At 64.7% G+C, this 13,635-nt stretch carries 14 protein-coding genes; 3 read left to right on the top strand and 11 right to left on the bottom strand.

The window, feature by feature from the left end; genetic code table 11:
* Positions 1-31 precede the first annotated feature (31 nt).
* The 9 genes from AC3CD9_RS05260 to AC3CD9_RS05220 form a co-directional block, all read right to left on the bottom strand.
* A complete protein-coding gene (locus tag AC3CD9_RS05260) occupies positions 32-931 on the bottom strand; it encodes a glutamate ABC transporter substrate-binding protein (protein ID WP_488366654.1) in 900 nt (299 codons plus the stop codon).
* Between the two features lie 45 nt (positions 932-976).
* Positions 977-1,726, bottom strand: coding sequence for an amino acid ABC transporter ATP-binding protein (locus tag AC3CD9_RS05255; protein WP_488366653.1), 750 nt, complete (start codon positions 1,724-1,726; stop codon positions 977-979).
* 127 nt (positions 1,727-1,853) lie between these two features.
* Positions 1,854-3,545 (bottom strand): AMP-binding protein, encoded by a 1,692-nt coding sequence (locus AC3CD9_RS05250; protein WP_488366652.1) that lies wholly within the window; start codon positions 3,543-3,545, stop codon positions 1,854-1,856.
* Between the two features lie 28 nt (positions 3,546-3,573).
* Positions 3,574-5,307, bottom strand: coding sequence for an ABC transporter permease (locus tag AC3CD9_RS05245; RefSeq protein ID WP_488366651.1), 1,734 nt, complete (start codon positions 5,305-5,307; stop codon positions 3,574-3,576).
* A gap of 2 nt (positions 5,308-5,309) precedes the next feature.
* The gene (gene modA / locus AC3CD9_RS05240) at positions 5,310-6,074 is read right to left on the bottom strand and encodes a molybdate ABC transporter substrate-binding protein (RefSeq protein ID WP_488366650.1); all 765 of its coding nucleotides are present in this window, start codon (positions 6,072-6,074) and stop codon (positions 5,310-5,312) included.
* A 95-nt stretch (positions 6,075-6,169) separates the two neighbouring features.
* Positions 6,170-6,571 (bottom strand): TOBE domain-containing protein, encoded by a 402-nt coding sequence (locus tag AC3CD9_RS05235; protein WP_488366649.1) that lies wholly within the window; start codon positions 6,569-6,571, stop codon positions 6,170-6,172.
* The gene (locus tag AC3CD9_RS05230) at positions 6,568-6,999 is read right to left on the bottom strand and encodes a molybdenum cofactor biosynthesis protein MoaE (RefSeq protein ID WP_488366648.1); all 432 of its coding nucleotides are present in this window, start codon (positions 6,997-6,999) and stop codon (positions 6,568-6,570) included. The genes AC3CD9_RS05235 and AC3CD9_RS05230 overlap by 4 nt, the downstream gene beginning before the upstream one ends.
* The gene (moaC, locus tag AC3CD9_RS05225) at positions 6,996-7,466 is read right to left on the bottom strand and encodes a cyclic pyranopterin monophosphate synthase MoaC (protein WP_488366647.1); all 471 of its coding nucleotides are present in this window, start codon (positions 7,464-7,466) and stop codon (positions 6,996-6,998) included. Before moaC ends, AC3CD9_RS05230 begins: the two co-directional genes overlap by 4 nt.
* Positions 7,463-8,671 carry a molybdopterin molybdotransferase MoeA gene (locus AC3CD9_RS05220; RefSeq protein ID WP_488366646.1) on the bottom strand — a complete coding sequence of 403 codons (1,209 nt, stop codon included), beginning with the start codon at positions 8,669-8,671 and terminating at the stop codon, positions 7,463-7,465. The genes moaC and AC3CD9_RS05220 overlap by 4 nt, the downstream gene beginning before the upstream one ends.
* Positions 8,672-8,712: 41 nt before the next feature.
* Here AC3CD9_RS05220 and moaA point away from each other — a divergent pair, with 41 nt between their 5' ends.
* Entirely contained in the window at positions 8,713-9,801 is a 1,089-nt protein-coding gene (moaA, locus tag AC3CD9_RS05215; RefSeq protein WP_488366645.1) for a GTP 3',8-cyclase MoaA, read from the top strand.
* The gene (locus AC3CD9_RS05210) at positions 9,802-10,047 is read left to right on the top strand and encodes a MoaD/ThiS family protein (protein WP_434595194.1); all 246 of its coding nucleotides are present in this window, start codon (positions 9,802-9,804) and stop codon (positions 10,045-10,047) included.
* Between the two features lie 32 nt (positions 10,048-10,079).
* On the opposite strand, the gene AC3CD9_RS05205 is transcribed toward AC3CD9_RS05210, so the two are convergent.
* Both AC3CD9_RS05205 and AC3CD9_RS05200 read right to left on the bottom strand, forming a co-directional pair.
* Entirely contained in the window at positions 10,080-11,285 is a 1,206-nt protein-coding gene (locus tag AC3CD9_RS05205; RefSeq protein WP_488366644.1) for a ThiF family adenylyltransferase, read from the bottom strand.
* Positions 11,286-11,318: 33 nt separating this feature from the next.
* Positions 11,319-12,536, bottom strand: coding sequence for a molybdopterin molybdotransferase MoeA (locus AC3CD9_RS05200; RefSeq protein ID WP_488366643.1), 1,218 nt, complete (start codon positions 12,534-12,536; stop codon positions 11,319-11,321).
* A gap of 159 nt (positions 12,537-12,695) precedes the next feature.
* On the opposite strand from AC3CD9_RS05200, the gene AC3CD9_RS05195 reads away from it, so the two are divergent.
* Positions 12,696-13,505: a CPBP family intramembrane glutamic endopeptidase gene (locus AC3CD9_RS05195; RefSeq protein ID WP_488366642.1), complete on the top strand. Its 810-nt coding sequence runs from the start codon at positions 12,696-12,698 to the stop codon at positions 13,503-13,505.
* Positions 13,506-13,635 lie beyond the last annotated feature (130 nt).

The following is a 13,635-nucleotide window of genomic DNA, read 5'->3' as shown; positions in this document are numbered from 1 at the left end:
GCCCTCGCATCATGTCAATCTGTGGACTGGGTCAGTAGCGGTCGACCTTGGGCATATCGACACCGTCGGTGGATCCGAGGGTGTATTCGAATGCCTTCTTCCAGTCGCCGTCGTCCATGCCCTTCTCCAGAGCATCGTTGACCGCGTTCCGCAGGGCCTTGTCGTCCTTGGGCAGACCGACGCCGTAGGGCTCCTCGGTGAAGGGCTTGCCGACGACCTTGAATTCGCCTTCGTACTGCTTGGCATAGCCGCGCAGGATCGCGTCATCGGTGGTCACCGCGTCGACGGATCCCGACTGCAGGTCGGTGACGCACTTCGAGTAGGCATCGTAGGTGACGAGTTCGGCCTTCTTGTACTTGTCCTTGATGTTCTGCGCCGGGGTCGAACCGTCGACGGAGCAGACCTTCTTGCCGTCGAGGTCCTCAGGACCGGCGATATCGGAGTCCTCGGCAACGAGCAGATCCTGACCGGCGACGTAGTACGGCCCGGCGAAATCGACGACCTTCTTGCGCTCGTCGTTGATCGTGTAGGTGGCGACGACCATGTCGACGTTGCCCTGCTGCAGGAACGGCTCACGGTTGGCCGAGACGGTCTCCGTGTACTTGATCTGGTCGGGCTTGAATCCGAGCTGTGCGGCGACCATCTTCGCGATCTCGATGTCGAAGCCCTCGGGCGTCTTCGATCCGGCCGAGACGTTGCCGAGGCCCGGCTGATCGTACTTCACGCCGATGGTGATCTCGCCGGCGTCCTTCGCCGCCTTCCACGTCTTCGAGTCGGCGATGTCCGCGCTCTCGTTGACCGTGTATTCGGGTGCTTCTGCCTTGGCTCCGTCGCCGTCGGCAGGTGCGTCCGGGGTTCCGCCCTGGCCGCAGCCGCTGAGTGCCAGCATTCCGATGGCCACCGCGGCGACCGCCAGTCTGAGCTTCTTCATGGTCTCTCCTTGTGAGTGAGGTGGTGCTGATTGAAAGCGGTGGTGTCAGTTGGTCAGGATCTTCGACAGGAAGTCTTTGGCTCGGGCGCTCTGGGGATTCGTGAAGAACTCCTCGGGTTCGGCGACTTCGACGATCTCCCCGTCGGCCATGAACACCACGCGATGGGCGGCTTTGCGGGCGAAGCCCATCTCGTGTGTGACCACGACCATGGTCATTCCCTCCTCGGCGAGTCCGACCATGACGTCGAGGACTTCGTTGATCATCTCCGGGTCCAACGCCGAGGTGGGCTCGTCGAAGAGCATCACCTTCGGCTTCATCGCCAGAGACCGGGCAATCGCAACACGCTGCTGCTGACCACCGGAGAGCTGAGCCGGATACTTGTCGGCCTGGTGGGCGACACCGACACGTTCGAGCAGCGCCATCGCCTGCTTGTCCGCCTCGGCCTTCGGGATCCTGCGCACCTTGATCGGCCCCAGAGTGACGTTCTCGAGGATCGTCTTGTGGGCGAAGAGGTTGAAGGCCTGGAACACCATGCCGACGTCGGAGCGCAACTGAGCCAGGGCAGCGCCTTCGGCGGGCAGTTCCCTGCCATCGATCGTGATGCTGCCGGAGGTGATGGTCTCCAGCCGATTGATCGTCCGGCACAGGGTCGATTTGCCCGAGCCGGAGGGGCCGATGACGACGACGACCTCGCGTTCGGCGATATCGAGATTGACGTTCTTCAGCGCGTGGAAGTCGCCGTAGTGCTTCTCGACATTGCTCAAGGACACCAGTGGTGGTGATTCAGCTCTCATATGTTGTGATCCTAGTGAATATGGGCGGGCAGAAGAACGGCACGCCCCGGGCAGACAGAACTGCAACCGACTTGTGACCTCGAGCACTCCCCCGACTGCAGTTCCTGCCGGGACGCGCTCGCAGCCCTCAGGCGTCGGCCGTGTGAGCGAGCTTCTCGCCTTCTCTGCGCAGCTCGATCTTGCGGATCTTGCCCGACACGGTCATCGGAAACGACTCACGGACTTCGACATAGCGAGGGATCTTGAAATGAGCGAGTCTGGCGGAGCAGAACTCACGGACCTCGTCGGCAGTGAGCGAATCGAACCCGTCCTTGAGGATCACCCACGCCATGAGCTCCTCGCCGTACTTCTCATCGGAGACGCCGACGACCTGGACGTCGCGGATCGCGGGATGATGGTAGAGGAATTCCTCGACCTCGCGCGGATAGATGTTCTCGCCTCCGCGGATGACCATGTCCTTGATCCGTCCGGAGATGTCGACGTACCCGTCGTCGTCCATGATGGCCAGGTCGCCGGTGTGGATCCAGCGAGCCGCATCGATGGTTTCGGCCGTCTTGTCCGGCTGATTCCAGTAGCCGAGCATGACAGCGTATCCGCGAGTGCAGAATTCGCCCTTCTGGCCGCGCGGAACGGTCTGTCCGGTGACGGGGTCGACGATCTTGATCTCCAGGTGGGGCATGACTCGGCCGACCGTCTCGGTGCGCTTCTCCAGTGAGTCATCCACTCGCGTCATCATCGACACCGGCGCGGTCTCCGTCATGCCGTAGCAGATGGCGACTTCGGACATGTTCATATCGTCGATGACTCGACGCATCGTATTGACCGGGCAGGGCGAGCCGGCCATGACGCCGGTGCGCAGCGAGGAGAAGTCGAATTCCGCGAACTGCGGATGCTCGAGTTCCGCGATGAACATCGTCGGCACACCGTAGAGTGATGTGGCCTGCTCTTCGGTGACCGCCCGCATCGTCGCCACCGGGTCGAAGGCGGGAGCCGGAAGCACGATCGCTGCGCCATGGCTGAGTGCGGCCAGGTTGCCGATGACCATGCCGAAGCAGTGGTAGTACGGCACGGGAACGACCACGGTGTCGGCGGGGGTGTACGAGAGCATCTCGCCGATGAAGAAGCCGTTGTTGAGGATGTTGTGATGGCTGAGCGTCACGCCTTTGGGGAATCCGGTCGTTCCGGACGTGTATTGAATGTTGATCGGGTCATCGACCGAGAGGTCGTCGATGAGCTGCTGCAGCCGCACCGCGTACTTGGCCCCTTCGTCGTCGAGCATCTCGCGACCCTGCCCGATGAGGTGGGCGAAGGATTCGCGCTCGCCCACCGTGACATCGCCGATGAGGTCCTCGGTGACAGTGTCGAGGAAGACGAGGTCGAGGCCGGGGATCTTGGCCGCCACCTCGGTGGCGATGGCATGGAAGTCCGAGTGCGGAGGTGCGACGATCTGTGAGATCATCAGGCTCATTCCGGACTGTTCGACGACGAACTCGAGTTCGTGGCTGCGGTAGGCGGGGTTGACGTTGACGAGGATCGCCCCGATCTTCGCCGTGGCGTACTGGACGAGCGCCCATTCGCCGACGTTCTGCGCCCAGATGCCGACGCGGTCGCCCTTCTTCACCCCACGTTCGAGGAGGCCGATGGCCAGTGCGTCGGTATCACGATCGAAGTCGGAGTACGTCCACCTCCGCTTCGAATGCCGATCGACCAAGGCCAGCGCTTCGGAATTCTCGTCTGCGGTGCGTTTGATGTGCTCGGCGATGGTGATCCCGAGCAGCGGTTCCGTCGAAGTTCCCGACGAGTAAGACAATTCGGACACTGCGGTGTGCTCCCTTGCATGCCAATTTTCACTGTGACTGATTGCACACTATTCCGTCACGGTCCCGCATGCAAAAGCTGGTGAGGAATTCAGCGGCCTCACCTGCGGATTCGGGGTCGACCTGCCCGATGGGAGCCGAGTGGGCGACGCTTCCGTTCTCGACCAGAACCAGGGAGTCGGCCAAGGCGGTGACATCGTCGACGTCATGAGTGACGAGCAGTGCACTGCGCCCCTTGAGCAGTCGGGCCACCACGTGCCGGGTCTCGACTGCCACATCCACGTCGAGGGAGGCGAGAGGCTCGTCGAGCAGCAGCAGCTTCGGTTCGACGACGAGAGCACGAGCCAGGGCGATTCGGGCGGCCTGCCCGCCGGAGACGGCGTCCGGTCTGCGGTTCGCGCATTGCCCCACGCCGAGGCGGTCGAGCATCGCCTTCGCGCGTTCATGTGCGGCGCCGCGAGACGCGCCCAAAGCCCGCAGACCGAAGCTGGCGTTCTCGATGACGTTGAGGTGCGGGAACAGGAGCGGGTTCTGCGCGAGATGGACGATGCCGCGTTCGTGGACGGGTGGCCACAGGCCCGCGGCGATATCGAACACCGTGTCCTCCCCGATGCGGAGTCGTCCGGAGTCGGGCACGAGGGCTCCGGTGAGGACTTGGAACAGGGTGGATTTTCCGGCCCCGTTGCGACCGATGATCGCGGTGGTTCCCGGCCGAGGGGAAGTGAGATCCAGTGCGATTCCACGGGCACTGAGTCGGATTTCGGCACTGATGCCCTGCTCGGGGTCCGCGGATTGCGCGTCTGTGCTCTCCGCTCCCCCACGTTCGGATACATCCGTCGAGGAGCGCGGGGCAGCCTCGGCGGGGGCGGCAGCCGGGACCGTGTCGACGGGAGTGGGTGTCGGGGAACTGCGCGGGGACTTCAGGCGGGGAGCGTGCGGGGACCGGTAGGCGAGGATGATGATGAGCACGGCGATGACGATGAGCAGGAGCGAGAGGCCGATGGCTGCCTGCGGGTCGGATTCGCGCACGAGATAGATCTGCAGCGGCATCGTTCGGGTGACGCCGGACAGCGACCCGGCGAAGGTCAGCGTCGCCCCGAACTCGCCGAGCGAGCGGGCGAAGCACAGCACGGCACCCGTGATGATCCCGTGTCGGAGGAGCGGCAGGGTGACGGTGAAGAACACGCGGTTGGGTTTCGCGCCGAGTTCGGCGGCGGTGAGCTCATAGCGGCGGCCGAGCCCAGCGGTGGCGGTCTCGACGGACATGACCATAAAGGGCAGGGACACGAAGACCTGCGCCATGATCACCGCTGAGGTGGTGTAGGCGAGGCTGAGCCCCACCGCTTCGAGTCCGCCGCCGAGCAGGGCCGACCGGCCCCAGGTGTAGAGCAGTGCGAGACCGCTGACCACCGGCGGCAGTACGAGGGGCAGCAGGATGAGGGTGCGTACGATGCGCTGGCCGGGGAACGTCCGGGTGGCGAGCAGGTACCCGAGGGGAAAGCCGATGAGGACGCTGATGAGAGCCGAGGTCACCGAGCTCAGCAGCGACAGCTTCATCGCCAGACGGGATTCCTCGGCCGTGATCACGGCGAGCAGACTCTGCGGGTCGACCCGGGTGAGCATGCCGATGATCGGCAGGAGCAGGAAGACGATGCCGATGACGGCGGGCAGCCACAGCCAGCCGGGGATGAGCGGATCCGATCTGAGCCGCCTCGATCGGCGGGGCGGGGACGTCTCCGGTCGGTTCGGGGAGGGCGCGGGCATTGTCAGCCTGCGGCGAAACCGGCGTCGCGCAGCAGCTTCTGGGCTGTATCGGAGCCGAGGAACTTCACGAAGGCATCGGCTTGGTCCTGGTTCTCGCTGGCCTTGACGGTGGCGGCCGGGTACTTGTTGATGACCTTGTCTGCGCCGTCGAGATCGACCTGTTCGACCTTGCCGTCGCCGCGGGCGATATCAGTGACGTAGACGATTCCCGCATCGGCCTGTCCTGCGCCGACCTTGCCGAGGACATCGGTGACCGAGTTCTCTTCGCTGACCGGATCGAGTTCGACGTCATTGGTCTCGGCCCACTTCTCCGTCGCGGCTCCGCAGGGCACCTGGGGCGCGCAGACGACGAGGTCGTTGCCGGAGAAGTCCTTGGAGCTCTTGATCGCCTTCGGATTGCCGTCGGCCACGGCCAGGGTGAGCGTGTTCGAAGCGAACATCTCAGGCTCGCCTGCGAGCAGGTCATCGTTGTCCAGCGTGTCCATCGTCTTCTCATCAGCGGTGGCGATGACGTCGGCGGGGGCGCCTTCGGAGATCTGGGAGACCAGGTCGGACGATCCGGCGAAGGAGAACTTCACCTCGGGTGCGTTCGGATCGGCGGCCGTGAACTCATCGGCGATGTCTTCGAAGACTTCGGTGAGCGAAGCGGCGGCGAAGACGGTGATCTCTTCCGGTTGGTCCGCTTCCGCCCCCGTGTCGGGTCCGGAGGAGCAGGCGGTCAGGGTCAGGGCTGCGACGGTGCAGAGCCCCAGCAGGGTTTTCTTCATACCCCCATTGAACCCGCAGATGCGGTTCCGTGTCGACTTCAGTTCCGATTATGAGACTCGGAGGTGTCGTTCAGCGCGGAAGAGTTGGCTGCCCTTCATGAACCCGGGACGGTGTCGATCGACACCATCGTCGCCTTCACCGAGGCGGTCGCGAGGCTTCCCGGTTCGAGCTCGAGTTCGCGACAGGCTTCGGCCGACATCAGCGATACCACGCGGAAGGGACCGCACTGCATGCTGACCTGGGCCATCACTCCGTCGATGCTCACGTCTGTGACGAGTCCGGCGAAGCGGTTGCGCGAGGAGCTCACGACGCCGCTGGGGTCGGGCAGAGCACCGGACGATGATTGGGTGAGAGCGGCGAGCTCACTGCCTTCGACGACGGCCCGGTTCGACGCGTCTTTGTGTTGGGAGAGGCGGCCATCGGCGACCCACCGTCGCACCGTGTCATCGCTGACTCCGAGGAAGCGTGCCGCATCGCTGATACGCAGTCGAGTCATTCGAGGGCTCCTACCCATTCGTCCGTGCCATCGCTGAAGTGCTGGTGTTTCCAGATCGCGACCCGGGCCTTGACCTCGTCGATGAGCTCGGAGCAGGCGCGGAAGGAATCCTGCCGGTGAGCGGAGGCGACGACCGCGGCCAGGGCCACGTCGCCGATCTCGAGGTCGCCGACGCGGTGGACGACGGAGAGCCTGACCGCGGGATGACGGGCAGCGATGTCGGCCGCCACCTCGGCGATCTGAGTTGGAGCCAGGGGGTGGGATTCGTAGTGCAGTCGGCTCACTCCGCGGCCTTCGTCGTGGTCGCGGATGACACCGGAGAAGCTGACGGCGGCACCGCAGGTGTCGGTGAGGACTTCGGGTTCGAGTTCCTGGGTCGAAATCGGGGTCTCGACGACTCCCGTGGTCACGACGGTTCCGGTGCTCATGACTCTCGTGTCCAATCGCCGCTCTTTCCGCCGGTCTTCTCGATGACCTTGATGTCGCCGATCACGGCTTGGCTGTCGACGGCTTTGATCATGTCGAAGATCGTCAGCGCCGCCGTGGTCACAGCCGTCAGCGCTTCCATTTCGACGCCGGTCTTCGACACGGTCTTGACCGCGGCGGTGATGGCCACCGCGTCCTCGCGGAGTTCGAACTCCACTTCGATTCCCGTCAGCGGCAGCGGATGGCACAGCGGGATGAGGTCGCTGGTGCGCTTGGCGCCCATCACTGCCGCGATGCGGGCCACGGGCAGGGCGTCGCCCTTGGGCAGTCCCGCCTCGGCGATGAGGGCGATGACCTCGGACCGAGTGGTGATGAGGCCGGAGGCGACTGCCCGGCGCTTCGTGACGTCCTTGTCGCCGACATCGACCATCTGGGCGGTCCCAGATGCGTCGACGTGGCTGAGTTTCATGCGATCTTCCACGTCATCAGCCTATCTCCCACAGCTGAGAACGGATCGCCTGCGCCTGCGTCCTCGGGTGAGACGAAGACGAGGTGGCTGGCTTCGGCATAGCTGTGGAGCAGGTGGGATCGGGAGTCGCCGACGAACTCGAGGCCAGCCTCAGTCAGTCTGGCGCGGCGGACCTGCAGCTTTCCGGCCGGAGGGGCTTCGTCGAATCCGTGAGCCAGTCGGTGGTGTGCGACTTCCCGGGGTGCCTCATGATCGGTGAGACCGAGCAGGGCGGGGCGGATGAAGAGCTCGAAGCTGATGAGTGTGCTCACCGGGTTGCCGGGCAGTGCCACCCACGCGTGGTCGGCCAGGCGTCCGCAGCCCTGCGGTCCCCCCGGCTGCATGGCGATCGGTTCGAAGGTCATCGAAGAGTCCGCATCGAGATCGGCAGCGAGTTTGACGACTTCGTGCGCTCCCTTCGAGATGCCGCCGGTCGAGATGACCAGCTGAGCGTCGCTGTCGCGGACTCGGTCGAGCAGCTGCTGCGGGTCGTCGGGGACGAACGCGACCTCGGTGTCGACGCCGAGGCGGCGCAACCCGGCGTTGAGCGTCACGGAATTCGCGTCGTTGATCCCGGCGGCCGCCTCGGCGGCGATCTCATCACCCGTGCTCACGACGAGGACACGCGGCAGGCCGAGCACGGGCAGTTCACTCACTCCACACGCGGCGGCCACACCGAGGTGGGCCGGTGTCAGCATGGTGCCCGCGCTCAGCACGGTCTGACCGGCGCTCACGTCGGAACCGCGGGGGCGGACGAATGTTCCCGGGCGTGGTTCTGCACCGGCGTCGAGGGTGATGGATTCGGCACCGAAGCGACCCGGTGCCGTGTCTTCGATCTTGATGACCATATCGGTGCCTTTCGGCAGCGGTGCTCCGGTCATGATCTCCGCCGCGGTGCCTGGCTGCACTGCATCGCCACGGGCTCCTGCGGCGACGCGGCCGTGTACCGGAATCGGGCTTCCGCCCATCTCTTCCACGGTGGCGGCGGCCAGGGCATAGCCGTCCATGCTCGAGTTGTCGAAGCCGGGCACATCGATCGGCGACTCCACATCGGCGGTCAGTCGCCTCGGCGCATCCAAGAGGGAACCCAGCGGCAGGTTCACCGGACCGGTCAGCGGCGATATGATCTCGGATACGCGCTCACGATGCATCTTCGCAGTAGTCATGGGACGATGATATCGACAAGCTTTTCAAGGAGGATGACGCAATGGAGAAGATCGGCCTGCCCATGCCGGTGCTGAGAACTCCGACAGTCGACCCGGGCGAGGAGTTCACCGCTCATAAGGAGGACTCGCTGCTCGACACCTTCGATCGCCGCGCTCGCGACCTCCGCATCTCCCTCACGGACTTCTGCAATCTGCGCTGCACCTACTGCATGCCGGAAGAAGGCGTCGAGTTCATGTCCCGCGACTCCGCAATGTCCGGTGACGAGATCGTCCGCTTCGTCCGCATCGCAGTGGAGAAGTTCGGCGTCGACCAGGTCCGTTTCACCGGCGGCGAACCCCTGACCCGCAAGGACATCAACGAGATCATCGCCGGCGTCGCGGCACTGGAGCCGCGACCGAACATCGCACTGACGACGAACGCGATCGGTCTGGACAAACGCGCCGCGAGACTGAAAGAGGCGGGACTGGATCGCATCAACGTCTCTCTCGACACGATCGATCCGGAGACCTTCGCGACCATGACCCGGCGCCCGCTCCTCAAACGTGTGCTCGAGGGCATCGACGGGGCGAAAGCCGCCGGTCTCAACCCTGTGAAGATCAACGCCGTGCTGTTGCCGGGAGTCAATGATGCACAGGCTCCTGATCTTCTGCAGTGGTGTCTCGAGCAGGATCTCAGCCTGCGGTTCATCGAACAGATGCCCCTGGACGCCGGACATTCCTGGGAGCGGACGTCGATGATCACCGCTGCCGATATCTTCGCCCTCCTCGAACCCCGATTCGTGCTCACCCCGGATTCGGCCCCGCGGAACGGGGCCCCGGCCGAGAAGTTCCTCGTCGCCGATCGACGCCGTCCCGATACGGTCCTCGGCACTGTCGGCATCATCGCTTCGGTCACGCGTCCCTTCTGCGCAGACTGCACTCGCACTCGCCTGACCGCGGAGGGACGTGTGCGCACCTGCCTGTTCTCGCGCACCGAGGTCGATCTGCTCGCGGCGATGCGCGATGGCGCCTCCGACGAATCGATTGCGAACCTGTGGAAGGGTGCGCACTGGAAGAAGCTCGCCGGTCATGGGATGGACACGGATTCGTTCGAGCAGCCACAACGACCCATGAGCGCCATCGGAGGATAAGTGCCCACCATCACCGTTCGGTTCTTCGCCGCAGCCCGGGAGGCCTTCGGCGCCCGCGAATCACAGATCCGTGCCGGGTCCGTCGATGAGCTCGTCACGACTCTCGCCGAGGCGGCCGACCCCCAAGCCGCGACCGTGCTGTCGCGCTCGAGCTTCCTCGTCAACTCCGTGGCCGCCACCGATCGGTCCGTGAAACTGTCCGACGGTGACACCGTCGATGTCCTCCCGCCGTTCGCCGGCGGGTGAGACCTTGAGCGGCGAGATCGGTTGAAGCCTTGTCAGCTCTGCTGTGGAGCCGGCTGGGACAGATAGGCGAGATATCCGCCGTTGACCGAGGTCACCGCGATGCCGTGAGAGCGCAGCCGCGCAGCGGTCTTCGCCGAGCGCACCCCCGACCGGCAGTACAGTGCGATCCCGTGCGGCCGTGCTGTGGCGGCGTCAGAAATGGCGGATGTGTCCGCTGTGTCGGGAGTCGGCAGGCGGCTGGGATCGGCGAGCAGCTCGTCCATCGGAATGTGAATGGCACCGGGAACCATCCCCGAGGCGACCTCATCGTCATCGCGGATGTCGACGAGGATGGTGTCGGCCTCGACGTCCGCCCAGGTGACGGCGGCCGGGCCCAGAAGGTTCTCCCCTGTGGTCGAGCCTTTTGCACTCTCTGCGGTGTCGTCGTCGGTCTTAGGAGAGTCGAAAGTGTGCTGGGCGTAGTCGCCGCGATGCTGCTCGAGGTCTGTCACCGGAGGCCTGCCGGGGATCGGCCGGACCGGGACCGTCTCCCAGCTGGTGTCGAGGCTGCTGTGGATCGCCACGCTGTTGCAGAGCGGTGTGCCGATTCCGGTGAGCACCTTGATGGCCTCCATCGCCATCGCGGATCCGATGCTTCCGCACAGTGGTCCGAGGACTCCGGCGACCGAGCAGTCGGGCACACTGCCCGGAGCGGGAACCTCGGGGTAGAGGTCGCGCAGGGTGGCGCCGCGTTCGGCGTCGAAGACGGCGACCTGGCCGTCGAAGCCGAGGATCGTCCCCCAGACGAGTGGGATTCCGAGAATCTCACAGGCATCATTGGCGAGGTAGCGGGTGGCGAAGTTGTCGCTGCCGTCGACGACGATGTCGACGCCGTCAAAGAGTTCGAGAGCGTTGTCCGGAGTGAGCAGCTGCGGAATCGTGCGGACCTCGATCGACGAATTGATCCCGTTCATCCGCTGCTGAGCTGAATCGATCTTACGAGTGCCGATGGCCGCCTCGGTGTGGATCACCTGGCGATGCAGATTGCTCAGCTCGACGATATCGGGATCGATCACAGTGATCGTGCCGATTCCGACGGCCGCGAGGTAGCTGAGAATCGGGGCACCGAGTCCCCCGGCGCCGATGACGAGAACGTGCGAGTCGAGCAGTGCGGCCTGCGCGCTTTCGCCGAATCCGGACAGTCGGATCTGCCGGGCGTAGCGGGTCCGGTCGGCGGTGCTCAGGCGTGAAGTGGACATGGCCCCATCCTAATCCGGAAGGAAGGGAAGGCGTCAGCACTCGAGGTAGTCGACGGCTGTGCCTGCGCACAGTTCTGCCGAACCATGCGGGGTATCCGTGCCGCGCGGGATTCTGATGATCACATCGGCCGTAGCGAAGTTCGGAAGCCTGGACCGGTCGGCGGGGAGGATCTCCCCTGATTCGGTGAAGGTGCCGGGACGGAAGGTGACGGCGTTTCCGTGTGTTCGCAGATCGGGTCCTGCGAGAATTCCCTTCCGCCATCTCCGTCGCAGGCTCTTCCCGGTCAGCAGCGAGCCGACGAAGAGGTGGAAGGCGACGAAGGCTCCCTGTGGAGTGCCGGGCAGATGGATGAGCGGCAGAGTGCCGCAGCGTCCGAATCCCTGAGGCGATCCGGGTCGCATAGCCAGTCTGCGGAATGTCGAATGGTCGGGTTCCAGGACCTGACGGACGACTTCGAAGGCACCGGCGCTGATACCTCCGGTTGTCACCACGAGGTCGGCCTCGGCGCTCATCGTCGTGAGCACACCGCGCAGCTCGTCGGCGTCGTCGCTGCACGTGGCTTCGATGGGTTCGGCACCGAAGCCGCGGACTGCGGCGGCGAGCATCGGCAGGTTCGAGTTGAAGATCGAGGAGGCGGCCGCCTCGGTGCGGCTCTCACCTGTCTGGTCGGCACCCTGGATTTCGTCCCCGGTGACGATCAGACCGATGCGGGGTCTGCGGAGAACTTCGATCTCGGTGATGCCGAGCATCGCCAGCACGCCGACTCCGGCCGAGGTGATCCGCTCCCCGGCGGTCAGGACGATGTCGCCACGACGAATGTCCTCACCGATCGAGCGGATGTTCCACCCGGGCGGGACAGCGGCGGGGAGGGAATCGATTCGGATGGCTTCGGGAGCCGGCCCGGTCTGTCGAGCGTCGGTCAGCTCGACAGGGACGACCGCCTCGGCGTCGGTGGGAACGGGAGCGCCGGTCATCACGCGCACGGCACATCCCGTCTGGAGAGTGACGGAGGAATGTCCGGCGGGAGTGTCGCCGACGACTCGGATAGGTCGGCCATTGCGGGCGGAGTTGAGGGCGGCGCCGTCGAGGGCGAATCCATCCATCGCCGAGGCGGCGAAGTCGGGCACCGATCGCGGAGCGCTGATGTCCGAGGCCGTGGTGCGCCCGACGGCGCTGCGTACCGGCGTCGTCTCGGTGTGGAGATTCGGTGCCAGTTCGGCGATGAGCTCGGAGTAGTCCTCTGGGTCCAATGATGTCCTTCCCTCGCTCCGATCCTACTGGTGATTCGGCACAGCCGGACGCGATGATTCGGTGCGGCACTGGTCGAAGTTCCGGTGCGGCTCGGGCCGGGTTCGTCTACAGTGTGGAGCGTGGACTCTGACCGAGCAGTAACCATCGAATTTTCGCAGTTGAAACCGCTCAGCTGGGAGGCCGCTGCGGCTGCCTCGCTGGCGGTCTCGGCGGTTGTGCTCTTCGGCCTGGGAACGACGTTTCCGCAGGTCCGCGCCTTCGGATACGCACCGATGCTCGCGGCCCTGATCATCGCGTGGAGTGTCAATCGGAGTTTCGCCAGAGACCTCAGCATCATCGCCGCGTGTCTCGCTCTCATCTCGGCGATATCGGTCGAAGCCGATATCTCGTGGTCGAACATCGCACGCATGGGCGTTGTGCTCTCGGCCGTCGTCATCGGCCCTTGGCTCGTGACTCGTTACGTGTTCGAGGACAAGACGATCCAGTTTCCGCTGCGTCGCGGCCAGCCCTGGTCGCGGCTGGAGTGGGCCTGGCTGGTCTTCGTCGTTGTGGTCGCCTGGGCAGTGCTGCCGCAGTACTTCATGCGCACCGGGGTCTACCTCAACTGGCCTCCGCTGACGAACTGGTCGGAGATCATCCGACTGTTCTTCGGGGTCAACGCCGTGGGCATCTGGGACGAACTGTTCTTCATCTGCACGGTATTCGCCCTCCTGCGCAAACACTTCTCGTTCTGGACAGCGAACGTATTCACCACGATCATCTTCGTCTCGTTCCTCTGGGAGCTCGGCTACCGGTCGATCGGTCCGCTGCTGACGATCCCCTTCGCGCTCGTGCAGGCCTTCATCTTCACTCGCACGAAATCGCTGCCGTATACGGTCACGGTGCATCTGCTCTTCGACGCGCTCGTGTTCCTCACGATCGTCCACGCCCACCACCCTGACGCACTGCCCATCTTCATCGGCGTCTGACTGCTGCAGGCAGCCTCTCGATGCCCGGCATCTGTCACCCGAACTCGCATAACCTGCCGGTGGCACCGCATCCCTCACCCGTCCGACCACACCCTCGTGCTGCAATACTCTGAATCGACACTTCGGGTGA

This window comes from Brevibacterium sp. MGP-B1 (genome assembly GCF_057766545.1).
This window is presented reverse-complemented; position numbering and strand designations above follow the sequence as displayed.